19 protein-coding genes are annotated in these 19,783 nt (G+C 72.7%); 9 read left to right on the top strand and 10 right to left on the bottom strand.

Features of this window, described 5'->3' with window-relative positions:
- Nucleotides 1-89 precede the first annotated feature (89 nt).
- Nucleotides 90-1,115 (top strand): LacI family DNA-binding transcriptional regulator, encoded by a 1,026-nt coding sequence (locus HD593_RS30790; protein ID WP_312903814.1) that lies wholly within the window; start codon nucleotides 90-92, stop codon nucleotides 1,113-1,115.
- A 28-nt stretch (nucleotides 1,116-1,143) separates the two neighbouring features.
- Here the strand turns inward: HD593_RS30790 and HD593_RS30785 are convergent, their stop codons facing one another.
- The gene (locus tag HD593_RS30785) at nucleotides 1,144-1,791 is read right to left on the bottom strand and encodes a response regulator (protein ID WP_312903812.1); all 648 of its coding nucleotides are present in this window, start codon (nucleotides 1,789-1,791) and stop codon (nucleotides 1,144-1,146) included.
- A 4-nt stretch (nucleotides 1,792-1,795) separates the two neighbouring features.
- Entirely contained in the window at nucleotides 1,796-2,977 is a 1,182-nt protein-coding gene (locus HD593_RS64565; RefSeq protein WP_185105489.1) for a sensor histidine kinase, read from the bottom strand.
- 161 nt (nucleotides 2,978-3,138) lie between these two features.
- Between HD593_RS64565 and HD593_RS30775 the strand changes: the two genes are divergently transcribed.
- The 4 genes from HD593_RS30775 to HD593_RS30760 all read left to right on the top strand — a co-directional run bounded on the left by HD593_RS30775 (nucleotide 3,139) and on the right by HD593_RS30760 (nucleotide 6,468).
- On the top strand, nucleotides 3,139-3,852 hold the full coding sequence (locus tag HD593_RS30775) for an ABC transporter ATP-binding protein (protein ID WP_312903810.1): 714 nt from the start codon (nucleotides 3,139-3,141) through the stop codon (nucleotides 3,850-3,852).
- Complete coding sequence (locus HD593_RS30770; protein ID WP_185105487.1) at nucleotides 3,849-4,592, top strand: ABC transporter permease; 744 nt, start codon at nucleotides 3,849-3,851, stop codon at nucleotides 4,590-4,592. Before HD593_RS30775 ends, HD593_RS30770 begins: the two co-directional genes overlap by 4 nt.
- Before the next feature lie 251 nt (nucleotides 4,593-4,843).
- Nucleotides 4,844-5,416, top strand: coding sequence for a hypothetical protein (locus HD593_RS64560; RefSeq protein WP_185105486.1), 573 nt, complete (start codon nucleotides 4,844-4,846; stop codon nucleotides 5,414-5,416).
- Nucleotides 5,417-5,517: 101 nt separating this feature from the next.
- A complete protein-coding gene (locus HD593_RS30760; RefSeq protein ID WP_185105485.1) occupies nucleotides 5,518-6,468 on the top strand; it encodes a phosphotransferase family protein in 951 nt (316 codons plus the stop codon).
- 39 nt (nucleotides 6,469-6,507) lie between these two features.
- Here HD593_RS30760 and HD593_RS30755 read toward each other — a convergent pair whose 3' ends face one another.
- Both HD593_RS30755 and HD593_RS30750 read right to left on the bottom strand, forming a co-directional pair.
- Entirely contained in the window at nucleotides 6,508-8,820 is a 2,313-nt protein-coding gene (locus HD593_RS30755; RefSeq protein ID WP_185105484.1) for a rhamnogalacturonan lyase, read from the bottom strand.
- A gap of 203 nt (nucleotides 8,821-9,023) precedes the next feature.
- Nucleotides 9,024-9,785 carry a DeoR/GlpR family DNA-binding transcription regulator gene (locus HD593_RS30750; RefSeq protein ID WP_185105483.1) on the bottom strand — a complete coding sequence of 254 codons (762 nt, stop codon included), beginning with the start codon at nucleotides 9,783-9,785 and terminating at the stop codon, nucleotides 9,024-9,026.
- A gap of 61 nt (nucleotides 9,786-9,846) precedes the next feature.
- Here HD593_RS30750 and HD593_RS30745 point away from each other — a divergent pair, with 61 nt between their 5' ends.
- From HD593_RS30745 to HD593_RS30735, 3 genes are all read left to right on the top strand, one after another.
- Complete coding sequence (locus HD593_RS30745; RefSeq protein ID WP_185105482.1) at nucleotides 9,847-11,502, top strand: FGGY-family carbohydrate kinase; 1,656 nt, start codon at nucleotides 9,847-9,849, stop codon at nucleotides 11,500-11,502.
- Nucleotides 11,499-12,389, top strand: coding sequence for a hypothetical protein (locus tag HD593_RS30740; RefSeq protein WP_185105481.1), 891 nt, complete (start codon nucleotides 11,499-11,501; stop codon nucleotides 12,387-12,389). Before HD593_RS30745 ends, HD593_RS30740 begins: the two co-directional genes overlap by 4 nt.
- Before the next feature lie 128 nt (nucleotides 12,390-12,517).
- Nucleotides 12,518-13,204 (top strand): aspartate/glutamate racemase family protein, encoded by a 687-nt coding sequence (locus tag HD593_RS30735; protein ID WP_185105480.1) that lies wholly within the window; start codon nucleotides 12,518-12,520, stop codon nucleotides 13,202-13,204.
- 99 nt (nucleotides 13,205-13,303) lie between these two features.
- Here HD593_RS30735 and HD593_RS30730 read toward each other — a convergent pair whose 3' ends face one another.
- Nucleotides 13,304-13,792: a hypothetical protein gene (locus HD593_RS30730; RefSeq protein WP_185105479.1), complete on the bottom strand. Its 489-nt coding sequence runs from the start codon at nucleotides 13,790-13,792 to the stop codon at nucleotides 13,304-13,306.
- Between the two features lie 205 nt (nucleotides 13,793-13,997).
- Between HD593_RS30730 and HD593_RS30725 the strand changes: the two genes are divergently transcribed.
- Nucleotides 13,998-14,861: an LLM class F420-dependent oxidoreductase gene (locus HD593_RS30725; RefSeq protein WP_185105478.1), complete on the top strand. Its 864-nt coding sequence runs from the start codon at nucleotides 13,998-14,000 to the stop codon at nucleotides 14,859-14,861.
- A gap of 287 nt (nucleotides 14,862-15,148) precedes the next feature.
- On the opposite strand, the gene HD593_RS30720 is transcribed toward HD593_RS30725, so the two are convergent.
- Genes HD593_RS30720 through HD593_RS30700 form a run of 5 tightly spaced genes read right to left on the bottom strand, consistent with a single transcriptional unit; the run spans nucleotide 15,149 to nucleotide 19,595 of the window.
- Nucleotides 15,149-16,375 (bottom strand): zinc-binding dehydrogenase, encoded by a 1,227-nt coding sequence (locus HD593_RS30720; protein ID WP_246546800.1) that lies wholly within the window; start codon nucleotides 16,373-16,375, stop codon nucleotides 15,149-15,151.
- Complete coding sequence (locus tag HD593_RS30715; protein WP_185105477.1) at nucleotides 16,375-16,734, bottom strand: hypothetical protein; 360 nt, start codon at nucleotides 16,732-16,734, stop codon at nucleotides 16,375-16,377. Before HD593_RS30715 ends, HD593_RS30720 begins: the two co-directional genes overlap by 1 nt.
- Entirely contained in the window at nucleotides 16,731-17,597 is an 867-nt protein-coding gene (locus HD593_RS30710; protein WP_185105476.1) for a DODA-type extradiol aromatic ring-opening family dioxygenase, read from the bottom strand. The genes HD593_RS30715 and HD593_RS30710 overlap by 4 nt, the downstream gene beginning before the upstream one ends.
- Before the next feature lie 20 nt (nucleotides 17,598-17,617).
- Complete coding sequence (locus tag HD593_RS30705) at nucleotides 17,618-18,451, bottom strand: citryl-CoA lyase (protein WP_185105475.1); 834 nt, start codon at nucleotides 18,449-18,451, stop codon at nucleotides 17,618-17,620.
- Complete coding sequence (locus tag HD593_RS30700) at nucleotides 18,444-19,595, bottom strand: CaiB/BaiF CoA transferase family protein (RefSeq protein ID WP_185105474.1); 1,152 nt, start codon at nucleotides 19,593-19,595, stop codon at nucleotides 18,444-18,446. Before HD593_RS30700 ends, HD593_RS30705 begins: the two co-directional genes overlap by 8 nt.
- Nucleotides 19,596-19,783 lie beyond the last annotated feature (188 nt).

Here is a 19,783-nt window from a genome sequence, read left to right as displayed (position 1 = left end):
CAAATGGCGGCCGCTTCCCAATTGTCCAGGTGAAAGCACCGCCCAGTTTCAGGTGGGTTTTCCGAAAGTTTCAACACACGGGAGGTCCTGTGCCTCGAGCCACGCTGGCCGACGTCGCGGCGGCCGCCGGAGTCTCGGTGCCGACGGTGTCCAAGGTGCTGAGCGGCAAGAAACACGTCTCCGCCGCCACCAGGGTCAAGGTCCTCGAAGCGGTCAGGACCTCCGGCTACGAGGCCCCGCGCCCACCCACAGCGCCCCGCGTCGGCGTCGTCGACCTGCTCATCGACGGGCTCGGCTCCCCGTGGGCCCAGGTGCTCATCAGCGGCGCGGAGAAGGCGGCGGCCCGGTGGGGCTTCTCGCTCGTCGTGACCTCCTCCGCGCGCTCCGACTTCGACCTGCGGCGCTGGATCGGCATGGTCCGCAAGCGCAACACCGACGGCATCGTCCTGGTGCTCTCCCGCGCGGACCAGCGCGAGATCGCCGCACTGGAGGAGCTGCTGCACGTGCCGCTCGTCCTGCTCGACCCGGTCGGCCAGCGCGACCCGCGCCTGTCCACCGTCGGCGCCACCAACTGGCTGGGCGGCGTCATGGCCACCACCCACCTGCTGGAGCTCGGCCACACCAGGATCGCCTTCATCGGCGGGCCGCTCGACACGCAGTGCACGCTCGACCGGTACGAGGGCTACCTGGCCGCACACCGTACGTTCGGCATCGACTCCGACCCCGCGCTCACCCGCTACGGCGACTTCCTGGTCGGCAGCGGCAAGAGCTACGGCGGCGAGCTGCTCGACCGCGACGACCCGCCCACAGCCGTCTTCGCCGGCAACGACCTCCAGGCCGCCGGCGTCTACCAGGCGGCCACCGAGCGCGGCCTGCGCGTGCCCGACGACCTGTCCGTCGTCGGCTTCGACGACTCGCTGCTGTGCGAGACGCTCTCGCCGCCGCTCACCACCGTCCGCCAGCCGCTCGACGACATGGCCAACGAGGCGGTGCGGCTCGTGTACGAGGAGCTCACCCACCCCAAGGGCCCCTCCGGCACCCGCATCGAGCTGGCCACCACCCTCATCGTCCGCCGCAGCACCGCGCCGCACGGCCGGAAACCGGCCCGTACATAGGCTCGGAGCACGGGCTCGGAGCACGGGCTCAGAGCAGGCCCGCGTCGCGCACCTTCATGGCCACGACCACCCGGTTGTCGGTCCCGAGCTTGGCGAAGATGCGCGTGATGTTCGCCTTCACCGTGGCCACGCTCACCGACAGGTCCCGCGCGATCTCGGCGTTGGAGCTGCCTTTGGCGACCTCCACCGCCACCTCCCGCTCCCGCTCGGTCAGCACCTCCAGCTCCCGCGCCGCCTCCGGCCGCGGCGGCTCGTAGCGCCCGGTGGCCGCCGCGATCACCTGCTGGGCGACGGTCGGCGACAGCACCGGCTCGCCGCGTGCCACGGCCCGCACCGCCTCGATCATCTTCGGCGGCGGCGTGTCCTTCAGCAGGAAGCCGCTCGCCCCGAGCTGCAGCGCGCGCAGCACCATGTCGTCGGCGTCGAACGTGGTGAGCACCAGGATCCGGGGCGCGTCCCGGCGGGCCAGCAGCAGCTCGGTGGTGGTCAGGCCGTCCTGCTCCGGCATCCGGATGTCCATGAGCACCACGTCGGGCCGCAGGTCGCGGATCACCGCCATGGCCTGCTTGCCGTCGCCCGCCTCGCCGGCCAGCTCCAGGTCGGGCTCGCCGCCCAGGATGAGGCGCAGCCCCGTGCGCACCATCGGGTCGTCGTCCACGATCACCACTCTGATCACGGGGTCAAGCCTCCCACGGCAGCAGGGCGTCCAGGACGAAGCGCCCGTCGCGTACGTCATGGGTGATGCTGCCGCCGGCCATCCGGGTGCGCTCGGCCAGGCCGACCAGCCCGAGCCGCCCGCCGGGCCCGGCGGGCGCGCCGGCGGGCGCCGGGTTGCTCACCCGGATCCGCAGCCCCGAGCCAGGGCGCCCGCCGATCTCGGCGCGCACGGAGCTGCCGGGGGCGTGCTTGCGCGCGTTCGTGAGGGCCTCCTGCACGATCCGGTACGCGTGCCGCCCCGTCTGCGCCGGCAGCAGCTCCCTGCGGTCCACCGAGTCGTCCACCTCGACCCGCTGGCCGGCTGCGCGTACCTCCGCGAACAGGGCGTCCAGGTGCTCCAGCGTGGGCTGCGGCGCCTCGGGGCCGCTGCCGCGGCGCAGCGTGCCGAGCACGGCGCGCAGCTCGTTGAGGGACTGGTGGGCGTTCTCCTGGATGGCCAGCGCGGCCTCGCGCGTCTGCTCGGGGCTCAGGTCCTTGCGGTAGGCCAGGCCGCCCGCGAGCATCGCCAGCAGCGAGATCCGGTGCGCCAGGACGTCGTGCATCTCCTGGGCGATCTTGAGCCGTTCGGCCAGCTTGGCCTGCTCGACCCGCTGGGCCTGCGCCGCCTCCTCCGCCGCCCGCTGCGCCTCGTGCAGCTCCCGCCGGCCGCGCAGGTAGAGGCCGAAGACGGTCAGCGCCGTGAGCCCCACGCCGCCGACCAGCGCGTACAGAGCGGTCAGCAGCCAGTTGCTCTGCCACCAGAGGGTGGAGGCGATGATGCTCAGCCAGAACACCACCGCGACCGGCACCACCTGCCGCCAGCGGCGGTGCGCGGCCAGCGAGGCGAACGCGACGATGGCCGGGCCGTTGAGGGACCAGAAGACGACCGTGGGCACCGCCGTGAGCAGCGCCACCTGCCACGGCCATCGCTCCCGCCACCTCAGCAGCACCAGTCCCGCCACGCCCACCGCCAGGTCGAAGAGCCTGAAGGGGTCGAGCTCCGCGTGATCGGCACGGAGAACCTGGCGGACCAGCAGGAGGATGAAGATCAGCAGCGGGGCGGAGGCGAGCAGGTAGAGAATGCCGGTGCCGAGGGCGTCCAGAGAGCCGCGAGAGGCGCGGCGGAGATTCGGCGGGCGTTCGGCGGCGTCGTGGAGGTCGTGCACGGACTCCAGCCTAGAGACCACTTGGCCTGCGCTTTAGCTCCCCAGGTCCACCTCGATGCAGACCGTGGTCCATGTTCGCGGGCGGCGGGGCAGCCCTGGGGACGGAAACCGTCGACCCAGGCTTGATGAGCCGGGGCGGCGTTTCCGATGGACTTGCCCCCGTGATCGAATTCCATCGCGTCACCAAGACGTACAAGGGGACCAGGGCGCTGGACGAGGTGTCCTTCACGGTCCCGCCCGGCACCGTGACGGGCTTCCTCGGGCCCAACGGCGCGGGCAAATCGACGGCCATGCGCATCCTGGCCGGGCTCTGCCGCCCCACCTCGGGCTCGGCCATCGTGCTCGGGCGGCCGTACGCGGAGCTGGAGCGCCCCGCGTACGACGTCGGCACGCTGCTCGACGCCGGTGCCCGCCACCCCGGCCGCAGCGGGCGGGAGGTGCTCACCCTGGGCGCCATGATGCTCGGCCTGCCCAGGTCGCGCGTGGACGAGGTGCTGGAGCTGGTGGGCCTGACCGGCAAGGAGGGCAGGCAGGCCGTCGGCGGCTACTCGCTGGGCATGCGGCAGCGCCTCGGCATCGGCCACGCCCTGCTCGGGCGGCCCAGGGCGCTCATCCTGGACGAGCCGGCCAACGGCCTGGACCCGCAGGGCATCCAGTGGATGCGCGAGCTGCTGCGCGGCCTGGCCGGGTCGGGGTGCGCGGTGCTGCTCAGCTCGCACCTGCTGCACGAGGTGGAGCAGGTGGCCGATCACATCGTGCTGATCGGCGCCGGCCGGGTGCTGGCCCAGGGCACCCCCGCCGAGCTGGGCGGGGGCCGCAGCCTCGAACAGACCTTCCTCGACCTCACCTCCCACGCCGATCGGAGAACGGCATGACCACCACGCACCGCATCCCCTTCGCCACCCTGCTGCGTGTCGAGACCAGGAAGCTGCTGGACACCCGCACCAGCGTGATCATGACAGGGGTCCTGGCCGCCGCCGCGCTCGCGCTCGTCGCCGGCCGCGGCCTGTTCACCGGAACGGCCGACCTGTACACCCTGGCGAACACCGCGGGGATCGCGATGGGCGTGCTGCTGCCCGTGCTCGGCATCCTCACCGTCACCGGCGAGTGGAGCCACCGCACCGCGCTCACCACGTTCACGCTGGAGCCCCGGCGGGGGCGGGTGCTGGCGGCCCAGTGCCTGCCCGTGCTGGCCGCGGCCGTGCTGGCGTGCCTGGCGGCGCTGCTGGTGGCGGTGCCGATGACGGCCCTGTCCGCTGCCGTGCGGGGCGTGGAGGCCACCTGGGGGCTCGACATGGCCCCGTTGCTGGGCTGGACGGCGACGACCGTGCTCTCGGCCGCCGAGGGGCTGGCCATGGGCATGCTGCTGATGAACGCGCCGGCGGCGATAGTGATCTACCTGGTCACGCCCATGTTGTGGAGCTTCGTGACCCGCCTCGGCCCGGTGGGCGCCACGCTGGCCGAATGGCTGGATCTGAACACCGCCAGCAACGCGCTGATGGACGGGAGCATGGGCGCGGGCGACGCCGCGCGGCTGGCGGCGGCGGTGGCGGTGTGGGTCGTCATCCCCATGGCCGTAGGGGTTCTGCGCGTGCTGCGGAAGGACGTCCAGTGAGCGCTTTACCGGGCAGGGTAGATCTTTGCCCGGTTCATGGGGTTTCGTTTGCCTTTGTCCGGATCGGTGGGTAACTTAGTGCGTGTTACCAGCGAGTGACCTGCGCCTTACCTCTGGAAGAGCAGGGCTCGCGGATCCCGAATCCGGCTCCTTGGATTCTCCTGCGCTCCACGTAGCGACCGTACGGCGTGCTGCCCGGCTACGTCCGTTGGGCGCATGTCCCGTCCCCTAACAAAGGACCTTATTTTACTATGTCTGCTCGCCTGCGTGCCATTGCCATGTTCGCCGCGTCCGCTGCCACGGCGCTGACGATTGGCTCGACCGCGGCGCACGCCGACTCCGGCAACACCGACCAGAAGCAGGGCCTGCTGAAGGGTTCGACCACGGCCTCCTACTTCTGGGACGACGCCTCGGGCCGCGCCGGTGACACCGGCCTCCCGGCCGCCGGAAAGCCCATGCAGAAGGGTCTGGTCGCCAGCCCGAGCTGGCCTCTCATGACCGAGGGCTACGTGGTCTACAAGGGCAAGAAGATGCCCTTCTTCGTGGGTGACCGCGGTCCCGGCGACCCCTCGAACCGTGGTGTCATGCTCGACCTGGACGCCAAGACCTTCGCCGAGCTGACCGGCGGCACGTTCAACCCGGACACCCTGGGTGTGGACGGCGTCGACGGCGAGGGCCACATCAAGATCGACTACGTCGTGACCAAGTGGGGCGACGGTGTCGGCAAGAAGAGCTTCCCGGTGGCCTTCTCCACCGGCGCCTGGTCCGAGAAGGACAACAGCACCATGACCCAGCAGGTGTCGGTCAAGAACGCCGGCCACTGACATCGACGCAGAGGGCGCTCCCCGTACGGGGGGCGCCCTTTTCGCGTGTCCACGGCGGACCGGCGGTCATTTCACGTCCGGCGCCATGGAACGATCGGACGATGACCGATGATCTGACACCGTCCCACCTGGCCCGCCGCACCGCCGCCGCCCTCGACGCCGCCACCGGGGCGGGCCGCGACCTCGGCCTCACCGTGACGGACGCCAGGGTGGTCCATGACCTGTTCTCGGTCGTCGTCCACCTGGCGCCCGCACCGGTCGTGGCCCGGGTCCCCACCGTGCTGCCGCCCGGCACGGACCCCGGCTTCCTGGCCCGCCGCCAGCGGGCGGAGCTGGACGTGTCACGGTGGCTCGCGGACCGGGGGACTCCCGTGATCCCGCCGAGCCCGCTGGTGCCGCCGGAGCCCGTCCGGCGTGACGGCTTCTCGATGACGTTCTGGCAGTTCGTCGAGGAGGACCGGGACAGGGAGCCCGACTACGTGGCGAACGCGGCGAGCGCCGCCGACCTGCACGCCGCGATGCGCGCGTACCCCGGCGAGCTGGAGTTCCTGTCCGCGGCGGAGCCGCACTTCGTCACGGATAGTCTCGAAATGCTCGCGGAGCGTCCCGACCTCATCGACCCTGCCGACCTGGACCGCGCGCGCCGCGAGTGGCAGGTCCTGGAGCCCGTCGTACGCTCCCGTGCCGCGTTCGAGAACGCGTTCCCGGGGATCGGCCTCCAGCCCGTTCACGGCGACTCCCCGCCCGCGAACATCTTCCTGGGGGTGGAGGGCGACCTCTACTCCGACTTCGAGCTGGTCACCCTGGGCCCCGTCGAGTGGGACCTGGCCGCGCTCGGGCCCGAGTACGAGGCCGCCTACAACCGCCGCGCCGAGCACAACGGCATGAGGCCGCTGGACGCGGACGTGATGGCCTTCGTCAACGCCGTCGGCATGCTGCGGGCGGTCGCCGTCCTCGCGCTCGTGCCGCAACTGCCCGTGCTGCTGGACTACGTGAAACCGGCCATCGCCCAGTGGCGTGAGACGCCGTTCGCCGGAGGCTTCCAGGCGTGACACCGAGGGCCGGCCTCGTGGCCGGCCCTCGCTGTCAGATCACTTGCGGCCGGGTACGGGGACCTTCGACCAGTCGATGTCCGAGCCGAAGTAGAAGCTCGGGTAGGCGGGCTGGTTGTAGCCGGTCTGCTGCCTGGCCACCTCCACCCGGTACTGCGGGTCGTGCATCAGCGTGTACAGCTTGCGGTCGGTCAGCTCGGTGCTGACGAACATCCGGATCGCGCCGCTGTCGGCGGTGCGGACCAGCAGTTCCTCGCGCCAGTCCCCGAACACGTCGGCCACCAGGCCAGGGTTGCCCTTCGTCCAGTTGTTGGTGAGCGTGCCCTCGGCGGTCAGCACCGTGCCGCGCCGGTAGTCGTCGATCGTCGGCGTCTGCAGGACGGTGGTGGCGGTGCCGTTGACGAGCTGGGTGGTCATGTCGGCGGCCCAGCGGATGCTCATGTTCGTGCCGGGCGCGTTCCTGCCCAGGTACTCGCCGCGCGCCGACCACAGGCCCGCCTGGACGGTCTGGTCGGGCGGCATCGACGACCAGCTCTCGACGCCGCGGATGTCCGGGTCGATGTCGCCGGTCATGCCGCGGCCGGTGTCCACGCCGCTGTAGCCGCCGTGGACGACCTGGCCGGTGGCCGCGTCGCGCAGCGCCCAGCCGTACGGGGCCGAGCGGCCGCCCTCGTGCACCGTCCAGATCTCCAGGCCGGGCCGGTCGGGGTCGAAGTCGCCCACGTGGATGGCGTCGCCGTGGCCGAGCCGGATGTTCTGACCTGGGAAGGCGCTTTCCGGAGGGGCCTGCGCAAAGGACGAGTAGAGCAGGTCGCCGTCGTCGTCGATGGTGGCGGCGCCGTAGACGATCTCCTGCCTGCCGTCGGCGTCCACGTCGGCGACGCTCATCGAGTGGAAGCCCTGGGTGGTGAGCTTGGCGTACTCGGGGTTGGTGCCGTCCACGCCGTGCGGGCCCGCGTTGAACGGGTTGGACATCGGGGCGTGGCCGCTGTCGACGTACCAGCGCTCCTTGAGTCGCCTGCCGTTCCAGTCGTAGGCGACCAGAGTGGTACGCGTGTAGTAGCCGCGCGCGAAGACCGCCGACGGGCGCTTGCCGTCGAGGTAGGCGACCGACGACAGGAAGCGGTCCACCCGGTTGCCCGGCTCGACCCTGGCCATCGCGTAGTCGCCCCACAACAGGCCGTCGTCGCCCCGCCCGGGCTTGTAGTGGATCGTCTGCAGCTCGCGCCCGGTGGCGCCGTCGAACACCGACAGGTACTCGGGGCCGGTCAGGACGAACCCGTTGAACTCCCGCAGCCGGTTGTTGCCGCTGCGGGCCGGCGCGTAGACGTCGACGAAGTAGTTCGCCAGCTCGGTCGCGTCGGCCTGCGAGAGCGGGTAGGCGTACTTCTTCGGGATCCCGAACGCCTCTTCCAGCGTGGCCGGCCAGCGCCCGGCGACGACCTCCGGGTGCTCGTGCCATTTCGCGAACATTTCAACAACGTGGTCGAAATAGTCTGCGGCACTCTTCCGGTAGTCGTCGGTGTTGGCGTATCCGGCCTTGAGGTCTTCGCGCGGCATCGTGACGTAGCGCTCGGACACCACCCGGCCGTCGGAGCCGTAGCGGATGATCTTCGTGCCGGGGGCGGTCTTGAGCATCGTCTCCGAGCGGCCGTCGCCGTCGAAGTCGTAGACCAGGAACTGCGTGTAGTGGGCGCCTGAGCGGATGTTCACGCCCAGGTCGAGCCGCCAGCGCAGGGTGCCGTCCAGCTCGTACGTGTCCAGGTAGGTGTTGCCGGTGTAGCCGCGCTGCGAGACGTCCTTGGAGTTCGACGGGTCCCACTTGACCACGTACTCGTACTGGCCGTCGCCGTCCACGTCGCCGACGCTGAGGTCGTTGGCGGCGTACGTGTACGCCTCGCCCATGGGGGTCACCCCGTCGGCCGGCTTCTTCAGCGGAAGGTCATAAAACGTTTTAATCCAAGGCTTCGCCACAGCGCTGCGGCGGCCCTCGCGGCCCTTCACGATCGGGGCGACCCGGTACTCGGACGCGGCCGTGCCGGCGGGGTCGCGGTAGTTGGTGCTGTCGGTCACCGTGGCGATCGGGCGGCCGTCGCGGTACACGCGGAAGTCGGCGCCCGTCATGCCCGTGGCGCCCGCGCCGGTCACCTCGTCGCCGAGGAGACGCCAGCTCAGGAAGACGCCTTCGCTGGTGGAGGCCGCGACCAGGCCGCGGTCGAGGTGCTCGAGCCTGATGCCGTCACGGTGGCGGCCCTGGGTGTCGGCGGACGCGGGCAGTGCCGTGATCGGCAGGCAGAGCAAGGCTGCCAGACCTGAGGCTAACGCGCGGCGGATGCTGCTGGGGGGTCTCATGTGACGAGCTCCGCTTGATTGAATCGATTAAATTTTGGCTGGAGAGTATTGGGCGCTCGTGAGGTTTGTCAAGAAGGTGTTTCCTGCCGGTTTCCTGGCATTCAGGAATGCGCCCCGGCTCGCGCGGGGCTGATTTGAAAGGCGTTATGGGAAAAGGCGATCGCCTTCGAGGCCGTGCCGGCGGAGTCGTTTGGCGAGTTCACCTATGGCGCGAGCTGCACCCTGACGCCCGCGAAGCCCGCCGGGACGCCGTCCGTCACCAGGCGCTCGGCCGCCTCCCAGCCGCACACCCGGATGGGGGCGCTCAGCGCGAACTTGCGCGCGTCGCCCACGACGACCGTCCTGCGGGCGATGGAGATGAGGCGCCGCTTGGTCTCGGCCTCGTACGGCGTCGCCCCGTACACGCCCGAGCCGTCGAGCGCGGTGGCGGCCAGGAACAGCGTGCGCACGCTCAGGTGCTCCAGCGCCGCCAGGGTCTCGGGGCCGCCGAAGGAGCGGGTGTCCCTGCCGTACTGGCCGCCGATGCCGATGAGCGTGATGTCCGGGCGGGGGGCCAGGACGGCGATGGCGGGCAGCGAGTGGGTGATCACCGTGAGACCGGCGCCGGCGGGCAGCAGCTTGGCGATCTCCAGGGTCGTGGTGCCCGAGTCCAGCGCCACGGCCGTGCCCGGCTCGACGTGCTCGACGGCGGCGGCCGCGATCGCGCGCTTGGCCTCGGCGGCCTGGGCCGAGCGGTCGGCGAAGGGCGGGGCGGTCGCGTCCGCCGCCGTGGCGCCGCCGCGTACGGCCCTGATCAGGCCCTCGCTGGCCAGCCTGCGCAGGTCGCGGCGGATTGTGTTGGGGGAGACGCCCAGGTGGGTGACCAGGTCGGCGGCGGCGACGTACCCGTCCAGCTCGATGCGGCGCAGGATCGCCTCGCGGCGGTGCGGGGCCGAGGTGTAGCGGAGGGTGCCTTCGCTGCTCATATGAGCATTATGACTCAAGAGTTGGCACTTTTCCGCCAACTTCTGGACTTATAGTGACAACATGACGCCGGGAACGCCGCGGGCACTCACCGCCGGGATCGACGTGGGCACCACCCACGTCAAGGTGGGCTTCTTCGACGACCGCGGCGGCTGCGCCGCCGCCACGCGGCAGGCCACGCCCCGCGACCTGCCCGCGCTCGTCGCCGCCGTGACGCGAGGGCTCGAGGAGTGCGCCGAACGGGCCGGGCGCGCCCCCGCGGCGATCGGGATCGCCGGTATGGCCGAGACCGGCGTGCCGCTCGACCGGTCCGGGCAGGCGCTCACCCCGCTGCTGTGGTGGAACGATCCCCGGGGCGCGGCCGAGATCGCAGAGCTGGGCCTGGACGCCGGGACCCTGTACGCGCGTACCGGGCGGTGGGCCGACGCCAAGGCGCCGCTGGCCAAGTGGCTGTGGCTGCGTGGCCGTGCGCCGGAGGTGTTCCGGTCCATGCGGTGGTGGGCGAGCGTGCCGGACGTGGTCGCGTACGCGCTCACCGGGGTGTTGCGCACGCACGCCACGCTGGCGGCGCGCACGCTGGGCTACCACGTCGCGGCCGGCGAGTACGACGCGGAACTGCTCGCCCTGGCCGGGCTCAGCGACGTGCGGCTGCCCGCCGTCCAGCCCGCGGTGGAGCCGGTCGGCGGGGTGGTGGCGCGCATCGCCGGCGTGCTGCCCGGCACGCCGGTGGTGATCGCCGGACACGATCACGCGGTGGGGGCGTGGGCGGCGGGGGTGCGGCGGCCGGGGGACGTGGCGGACTCGCTGGGGACGGCCGAGGCGGTGATGGTGCCGTCGGCGGTGCGGCCGGAGCCTGGGGCGGGGCTGGCGCTGGGGGTGACGGCGGATCCGTCGCTGGACGGGGCCGGGACGGTGGTGGTGGGCGGGCTGCCGACCAGCGGCGCGGTGGTGGACTGGCTCCTCAGCCTCCTCGCCCCCGCCACTCCGGCCACCCTCGCCACGTCTGCCACTCCTGCCACTCTCGCCACATGCGCCATGCAACTCATCAGTGCCACGCCTGCCACCCACGCTGCCGGCGCCGCCACCTCCGGCGACATCACCGCTGGCCCCGCCACCACCCACTCCGGCCCCGATGCCAGGGCGGTCATCGGTGGCGCGGGCCCGGAGGGTGGGGGCGGCGGTGATGACGTCAGTGGTGCGAGCGGGCCCGGTGGGTATGCGGCGTTGCCCGGGTTGCTGGCGGGGGTGCGGTTGCCGACCGGGATCGTCGTCGAGCCGTACCTGCGCGGCCGGGTGGCCCCCGCGCCCGACCGGGGCCGGCGGATGGCGTGGTCCGGGATCGCCACCGGTCACGGCCCCGGCGACCTGCTCGCGGCCGCCATCGAGGGCACCTGCCTGCACACCCGCTGGACCCTCGACGAGCTCACCACCCTGACCGGCACCACCCCCCGGAGCGTGGCCGTGTTCGGCGGCCAGGTCAGGATCCCGCTCTGGATGCGGGTCAAGGCGGCCGTCTCGCCGGTGCCCGTCCAGGTGGTGCGGGCCGACGACGCCGTCTGCGCCGGCGCCGCGCTCATCGCCGGGCAGGCGGGCGGCTCGCTGGACGGCGTGCCCGTGCTGCCCGCGGAACGCCTGCCGCCCGACCCCGGGCTCCAGGCCGCCTACCTGCCCCTCTACGAACGATTTCGTACCTCAGCCCGACGACAGGAGCACCCATGACCACCCAGCGGACCACCACACCGACGCTCGACCTGCTGGCCCGCCCGTCCGGCGGGTTCGCGATGGTCGCGATGGACCAGCGGGAGAGCCTCAGGCAGATGTTCACGGCGGCGCTCGGGGAGCGGGTGGGGGACGACCGGCTGACGTCGTTCAAGCTGGCGGTGGCGCGGGAGGTCGGGCCGTACGCGTCCGGGTTCCTCATCGACCAGGACTACGGGTTCGGGCAGGTGGCGGCCGGGCGGATGGTGCCTGGCGGGCTGATCGTCGCCGTGGACAGCCTGCGGCAGGAGCCCGACGGGCCCGTGGAGGACACCGCGATCGACGAGCGCGTCGACCTGACCGCCGCCAGGCAGGCCGGGGCGGTGGCGGCCAAGCTGCTGCTCATCTGGCGTGACGACGAGCGGCGGGCGCGGCGGCTGGAGATCGCCGCCGAGTTCGTACGGCGGTGCGCGGACGCCGGGCTGCTGTCCGTCCTCGAAGGCGTCGCCAAGCCGGCCGCCGGCGCCACCACGTTCGACGGGCCCGCCGCCATCCGGGAGGCGGCCAGGGAGCTGGCCGGGCTGCGGCCCAGCCTGTACAAGGCACAGGTCCCGCTGGGCGGGGCGGTACCGGAGGAACGGCTGGCCGAGGAATGCGCCCGGCTCGACGAGACGATCCCCGTCCCGTGGGTCGTGCTCTCCCAGGGCGTGGAGCGCGACGACTTCCCCGCCGCCGTCCGCGCCGCCTGCCGGGCCGGGGCGTCGGGCATGCTGGCCGGGCGGGCCGTCTGGAGCGACGTGGTCGGCTCCGAGGACGTGGCCGCCGAGCTGCGCTCCCGCTCGGTACCTCGCTTGCAGGGACTGGCGGCCATCGTGGACGAGCACGCCCGCCCCTGGACCGCCCGATGACCCGCCCCGACCCGCAGGAAACCGGTCCGATGGGCCCCTCCGAGACGCAGGGAACCGGTCCGATGGGCCCCTCCGAAACGCAGGGGGCGGACCCGATGAAGCGCCCCGCGATGCACGGAGCGGGTCCGGTGAGCCGTCCCGCGACCGGTGTGGATCGGCCGGCGGGGCCGGCCGGGGTGACGGTCGCGATGCTGCACACCGTGCCCGCGCTCGCCGCCCCCCTCGCCGAGCTGGCCGCCGAGGTGCGGCCGGACGCGCGGATCCTGCACTTCGTGGACGAGAGCCTGCTCCAGGACACCATCGCCGCCGGCGGCCCGCCGCCGCACGTGCTGCGCCGGGTGGCGGCGTACGCGGCCTACGCCGAGGAGTCCGGCGCGGGCACGTTGCTGGTGACCTGCTCGTCCATCGGCGAGGCGGCCGAGCGGGCGCGCCCCTTCGCCGCGCTGCCGATCCTGCGGATCGACGAGCCGATGGCCGAGCAGGCCGTACGGGAAGGCGCCCGGATCGGCGTGCTGGCCACGCTCGCCACCACCCTCGGCCCCACCACCCGCGCGGTCCAGCGGGCGGCGGCGCGGCGCGAGGCGGAACGGGAGGTCGTGCCCCGGCTGTGCGAGGGGGCGTTCGAGGCGTTGCGGGCCGGGGACGCCGCCCGGCACGACACGCTGGTCCTCGACGGGTTCCGGGAGCTGGCGGCGAAGGTGGACGTGGTGGTGCTGGCCCAGGCGTCCATGGCCCGGATCGTGGGTGAGGCGGGCGGCGGCGTCCCGGTGCTGTCGTCGCCGCGCTCGGGAGTGGCCCAGCTCGCCCAGGCCTGACCACCACCATCCGCCACCGTCGCGCCCAGCCACCAGCGCCACGCCCAACACCAGTTGCGCGCTCAGCCACCGGTCCCGCGCCCCGCTCCCAGTGCCGCCTCACCCGCCGGCGCCGGGCGCGGCACTGGCGCCGCCCGGCCGCCGTGCCGGTCGCGTCGCCACCAGATACGACCGTGACATCTCCACGGTCGCGCCGATCGCGACGAGGCCGAGCACCCCGTGGTACCACTGCCACCCCACCCCGATGCCCACGAACCCGTCCAGCGCCATGATCCCGCCACCCCCCACCACGGCCAGCGTCATCACCGCCAGCACGACCAGCATCAACGTCCTGGACACCCACCGCCCGAACGGCGTGACGGTGGCCAGCGCGACGCACGCCCCCACCACCCCGGACGCACTCGCGAGCCACTGCGCGAACGCCGGATCCAGAAGGTAGGCGGCGGCCTCGGCGGCCGGCACCGGCGGCCCTCCGGGGAACCCGAGCCGGGCCTGCAGGGCGAAGACGGCCTTCCCCGCGGCGTACCCGAGCAACAACAACGCCACCGCGTACGCCGGCCAGCGCCGCGGACGATCGACATCAACCATGGTCCCGACCGTAGAACCGCCCGCCCGGACGGCACTCCCGTGCGCGGGGGAGCCGCCTCCCCCGCACGGGGGAGAGCCCCCACCCGGAGATCCGTCACCTGACACTCCAGGGCAGGGCAACACGCGCTCCGATCTTCTGCGCAGGAGATCTTCATGGATAGGGTGGTGGCCGTCACCTCGTGTGCCGGCTGTGGAAGAGGCTGCCGTGGATCTTTCCGGTGTGGGCGTGTGGAGTCACCACCTGCGTTACGGCGACCCGGGCGAGGCCGCCGACGCGGCCGCCGAGCTCGACGAGCTGGGGTTCCGGGCCCTGTGGTTCCCGGACGGCGGCGGGCCGGTCTTCGACGCGGTCGCCAACCTGCTGACCGCGACCCGGGAGATCGTCGTGGCCACGGGCATTCTCAACCTCTGGATGCACGACCCGGCCGGCGTCGCCTCCTCCTTCGCCTCGCTGTCGGCGGCGCACGACGGACGGTTCCTGATGGGCATCGGCGTGAGCCACGCGGTCGCCGTCAACAACGAACAGGAGCCGGCCCGCTACCGCAAGCCGCTGGCGGCGATGTCGGCGTTCCTCGACGAGCTCGACCGGGCGGACCAGCCGGTTCCCGCCGAGAGCCGGGTGCTGGCCGCGCTCGGCCCGAAGATGCTGGACATGGCCGCCAGGCGGGCGCGCGGCGCGCACCCGTACCTCGTCACCCCCGAGCACACCCGGCGCGCGCGGGAGGCACTGGGGGAGGGGCCGCTGCTGCTCCCGGAGCAGACGGTGATCCTCTGCGCGGACAGGGAGGAGGCACGCGCGATCGGCGACGGCTGGCTGCGGGGCTACCTCGCCCTGCCGAACTACGCCAACAACCTCCTGCGTCTCGGCTACTCGCCCGAGGAGCTGGCGTCGGTGAGCGACCGCGTGTTCGACGACGTGTTCGCGTGGGGGGACGAGGAGGCGATCCTGCGACGGGTGGACGAGCATCGCGCCGCCGGCGCCGATCACGTGTGCGTGCAGGTGGTCACCGCCGAGGCCCAGGTCTTTCCGCGGAAGGAGTGGCGCCTCCTCGCCGCCGCGCTGCGCTGACCACGCGGCCACCCGGGGTGCTGTACGGGATCGCGCGGCTCCGACGTGGGTGCGGGGGCCTGACCTGTCCCAGGACAGGGTCGTCCGGGGACAGGAGCCGCCCCTTTTCCGGCCCGGTGGCGCCTGGGAGTCTCGATGCCGTGCAACGGCCGGGTCGGCTATCGGCCGGCGTGATCCACCGCCATTCCGTGCCTGCGGCAAAGAACCACGACGGCCTGCGCCTCCTCGCCGCCCGGGCCGCCGGAACCGGCCCGTGCCATGCGACAGGGTGATGGTCGGCGGGGTGGTCAGCCTGTGTGCAGGACGATCCGGCCGTTCGTGGTGCCCGCCGCCTGGCGCTGCCACGCGTCCGCCGCCTGTGCCAGCGGCACCACCTCGTGCTCCACCCGCAGCCGCCCGGCCGCCGACTGCTGCGCGACGTACGTGATGGCCGCCGACCGCTGCTCACGGGTGAGCTCGTTGTTGGTGTAACCCAGGAGGCGCAGTGAGCGGCTGCGCAGGGTGGCGGAGTCGAGCGGGCAGGTCTCCGACGCCGAGCCACCGAGGTTGACCAGGCGCCCGCCGTTGCGCAACGTACGCGCCGCCGCCGCGGCCGGGACGCCGAAGAGGGGATCGAGCACCAGGTCCACGGGCCCGTCACAGACGGCGGCGAGCCGGCGCGCAAGCTCCTCCACCTGGCCGGCCACGGTCTCCGCGCCGGCTCGCCCGCCGTCGGTCACGGTCTCCGCGCCGGCTCGCCCGCCGTCGGCCTCAGGGGCGATTCGCCGGCCTGGTACGGCTCTCGCCACGGGGCCCAGCGGGACCACGGCATCGGCGCCCGCCCGCCGGGCGCGCCGCATCCCGTCCTCGGAACGTGCCGCCGCCACCACCCGCCGCGCCCCCGCCAGGCGGGCGAGCTGGATGGCGGCCTGCCCCACCACGCCGCCCCCGCCCAGCACCAGCACCTGCTCGCCGTCCGCCAGCTCACCCCGCCACGTCAGCGCCAGGTACGCGGCCACCGCCGACAGCCCCAGCGCCGCCATGGCGAACGGATCGGTCCCTGCGGGCAGCTCGACCAGCTCCTCGGCCCGGGCCGGAGCCAGCTCGGCCATGCTCCCGTCACCCGCCGCCATCCCCGCCGCCGTCGGGAACCACACGAGCCGCCCGCCCACCGTCCCCACCCCCTGGACACCCGGCACGTACGGCACCGCGGGCGTCCCGAAGTACGACGCCCCGGTGGCGCACAGCAGGTCCAGCGGCGTGATCGGAGCGGCGAGCACCCGCACGACCTCCCGCCCTCCACCGGCCACGGGCAAGGGGCAACCGGCGACCACGGGAGCCTCCCCGCAGACCTCGACCCGAGCGGCGACCATTACCGGCGCAGCGGTCGCAGCGGTCGCAGCGGTCGCAGCGGGCGCAGCGGGCGCGGTGCCCGGGACCGGGCCGGTGGCGCGATCGGAGAGCTCGCCGGCGGCCGGCCCGGTGGGGCGGTCGGAGGGCTGGTCGGCGGCCGGGCCGGTGGGGCGGTCGTTCATCAGGTCGCGATGTCCGGGTAAGGCAGCCGCACATGCCCCAGCCGCCGCGCATACTCCGTCTGGAACCCGAGCGGCGGATGATCCCGCTCGAACATCGCGATGAACAACGTCAGGATCAGGAACGGATGCGCCCCCAGCTCGAACAGCCGCGGATAATCATGCGAGGCCAGCGCCTCCCGCTCGACGTCGTCGAACCCCAGCCACGTGGACGACTCCCCTTCGTGACACCCCAGGATCCGGTTCGCGTACGCCCCCTCCCACCATTCCACCGTGGCCCGGGGCTCGGCGCGGTACCGTTCGACCAGCTCGGGATCGCGGTCGACGGTGAACAGGAACTTGTTCAGCAGGTACTTGCTCACGACCGGCCGCCTCCGTCCGGGAACCAGGTGAAGTACGCCTCCATGGTGTGGAACAGGTCGTAGGTGTCCACGTAGTCGGCCTTACGCCCGTCCCCCGCCACCCCCATCATGAGCATGAAGTCCATGAACCCGTGGGTGGCGTTGCCCGGCAGGTGCAGGCTGTCGAGGGTGACCTCGGCCAGGCAGCCCTCGATGTCCCCCGAGGAGATCCACTCCACGGCCTTGCGGTCGAACTCGGGGTCGGGGCCGTGCGGCCCGAACTGGCGCGGCCCGCCGAGCTCCAGCGACAGGTGCCCGGTGCCGATGATCGCGACCCGCTGGTCGGACGGCCACGACTCCACCATCTCCCTGATGGCCCGCCCGAGCTGCACGAACCGTTTCGGCCGCGGCAGGGGAGGGGCGAAGATGTTGGTGTAGACGGGCACGATCGGCAGGTCGTTCTGCGGGCGCAAGGTGATGATCGGGCAGGTGATCGAGTGGTCGATCCGCAGCTCGTTGGAGAAGGCCAGGTCGAACCCGGCGTCCAGGCCCTCGCGCAGCAGGTGCGCCGACAGGTCCTCCTGCCCCCGGCACACCATGCGGGGCAGGCCGAACTCGCGTTCCTCGTTGTAGAAGTTCGCGTCGTAGTAGGGCGCCTTGCCGATCAGGAACTGCGGCATGTTGTCCAGCCAGAGCTGGTGGAAGTGGTCGGAACCGACCATCACCAGCACGTCCGGCCTGGCCCTGGTCAGCGTCTCCCGGAACGCCATCACCTTGCGCACCCACTCGTCGGCGAACGGCGGGCGGTCCTCGCCGGTGGCGGTGTTGGCGCGGTAGTAGAACGGGTGGTGCGTGGACGCGATGACGGCGACGACCTCAGCCATGCGGGCCTCCATCGACGTGCTCAGCCATGCGGGCCTCCCTCGGGGTACGGCTCGGGCGGGACGGACCGGTTGTTCAGGTCCACGGACAGGAAGATCTCGTTGGCCACCGGGTGGCGCAGCTCCTCGGCGAGCTGCCCGATCAGCCCGGCGGTCCTGGCCAGCAGCGCGAACCCGCGCAGCAGTTCCAGCGGCAGTCCCAGGTCGGCGAGTGCGGCCCCGCAGGCCCCCGCGCCGTTCAGCGGCAGCGTCCGGCCGAGCACGCGCGCGTGCACCCGCCCGATGGCGGCGAACAGCGACAGGTGCGGCCCGAACAGCCCCTCCTCGGTCGCGATCTCGAACAGCCGCGGCGTGCGCGGGTCGCCGTCCTTGTGCACGTGGTGGCCGAGCCCGGGGACCAGCCGCCCGGACTCGCGCCGGGCCTGTACGGTCTCCAGGGCGAGCGCGTCCCAGCCGGCGTCGTCGCACGGGAGCGGGTCGCGGCCGGCGATCGTCTCGTGCAGGAACCGGCCGCAGTCCTCGGTGACGCCGAGGAAGCGCGAGCCGCCGCCGAGCAGCCCGGCCGCCAGTGCCCCCTGTACGGAGTCCGGCGCCGACAGGTACGTCAGCCGCGTCACGATCGCGGTCGGCGTGAACCCGTGATCGGCCAGCGCGGCCAGCACGGCCTCGAACACCCGCACCTCGCCGGGGGCGGGCCGCCGCTGCGTGGCCAGCCAGAACGCCAGCTCGCCGAACCCCACCTCGCCCATCACGTCCGCGGCCAGGTCCTGCCCGAGCAGCGTGATCTCCTTGCGGGAGGACGCCCCCAGCGCGGTCGGATACTCACGCCCCCGCCCGCCCGCCACGTCCTCAGGCATGCGACCCGCCCTCCAGCCACTTGCGCAGCTCGGCCCCGTGCTCGTCCAGTTCGGGCGGCGGCAGCCTGTACCCGGCGGGCGTCTCGGAGAAGCGGATCGGATGCCGCGTCGTCGGCACCGCCCGCTCGCCCTCGCCCACCACCACGACCGGCTCCAGCCCGAACCGCTCCGCAACGGCGAACCCGCCGTCGATCGTGTTGATCGGCCCGCTCGGCACCCCGGCGTCCACCAGCAGGGCGAACCACTCGTCCGCCGGCCGGGTGACCAGCCGCTCGACGAGGATCGGCCGCAGCTCCTCGCGCCGCGCCGTACGGTCGGCGTTGCGCGCGAACCGCGGGTCGGCGGCCACCTCGGGGATCCCGAGCACCTCGCAGAGCTTCCTGAACTGCCCGTCGTTGGCCGCGGCCACGATCAGGTCGTGGTCGGCGGTGGGCAGCGGCTCGTACGGGAAGACGCTCGGATGCGCGTTCCCCATCCTGAACGGCACCACGTCCCCCGCCACGTACGCGGAGCTCTGGTTGACCAGCCCCGTCAGCGCGGACGACATCAGGTTCACCTCGACGTGCTGACCCTGCCCGGTCGTGTCGCGATGCCGCAGGGCGGCCAGCACGCCGATGACGGCGTGGTTGCCCGCCATCACGTCGAACACCGAGATCCCGGCCCGGTACGGCGGCCCGTCCGGCTCCCCGGTCAGGCTCATCAGCCCCGACATGGCCTGCACCATCAGGTCGTAGCCCGGCACCCGCGCCCCGGCCCCCGACCCGAACCCGCTGATCGACGCGTACACCACGCCCGGGTTGCCGGAGGAGACGGCCGCGTAGTCGAGCCCGTACTTGGCCAGGCCGCCCGGCCGGAAGTTCTCCACCAGCACGTCGGCCCGCCGGGCCAGCTCCCTGGCCAGCCGCGCGTCGCCCTCGTCGCGCAGGTCCAGCGCGATCGACCGCTTGCCCCGGTTGACCCCGAGGTAGTACGTGGACACCTCGCCGCGCGCCGGCGGCGTCCACGTCCGCGTGTCGTCGCCCTGCGGCCCCTCCACCTTGACGACGTCGGCGCCGAGGTCGGCCAGCAACATCGTCGCGTACGGCCCGGCCAGGATCCGGGAGAAGTCGGCCACCAGCACGCCGGACAACGGCCCGTCAGTCATCCGGCCCCACCTCGCACCAAAGGCCCGTCAGTCATCCAGCTCCACCTCGCGTCCGCGTAACGGACGAATGTCCGCCCAAGCGATCACAGCACGCGCCCCGGCCCCCGTCAACCGTCTTGACAGCACATCACCGGTTCATCACAGTGACGGTGACCGTACAGCGGACAATCGTTCGCAAGCGAGGAGCG

The organism is Nonomuraea rubra (assembly GCF_014207985.1).
GTDB lineage: Bacteria > Actinomycetota > Actinomycetes > Streptosporangiales > Streptosporangiaceae > Nonomuraea > Nonomuraea rubra.
This window is presented reverse-complemented; position numbering and strand designations above follow the sequence as displayed.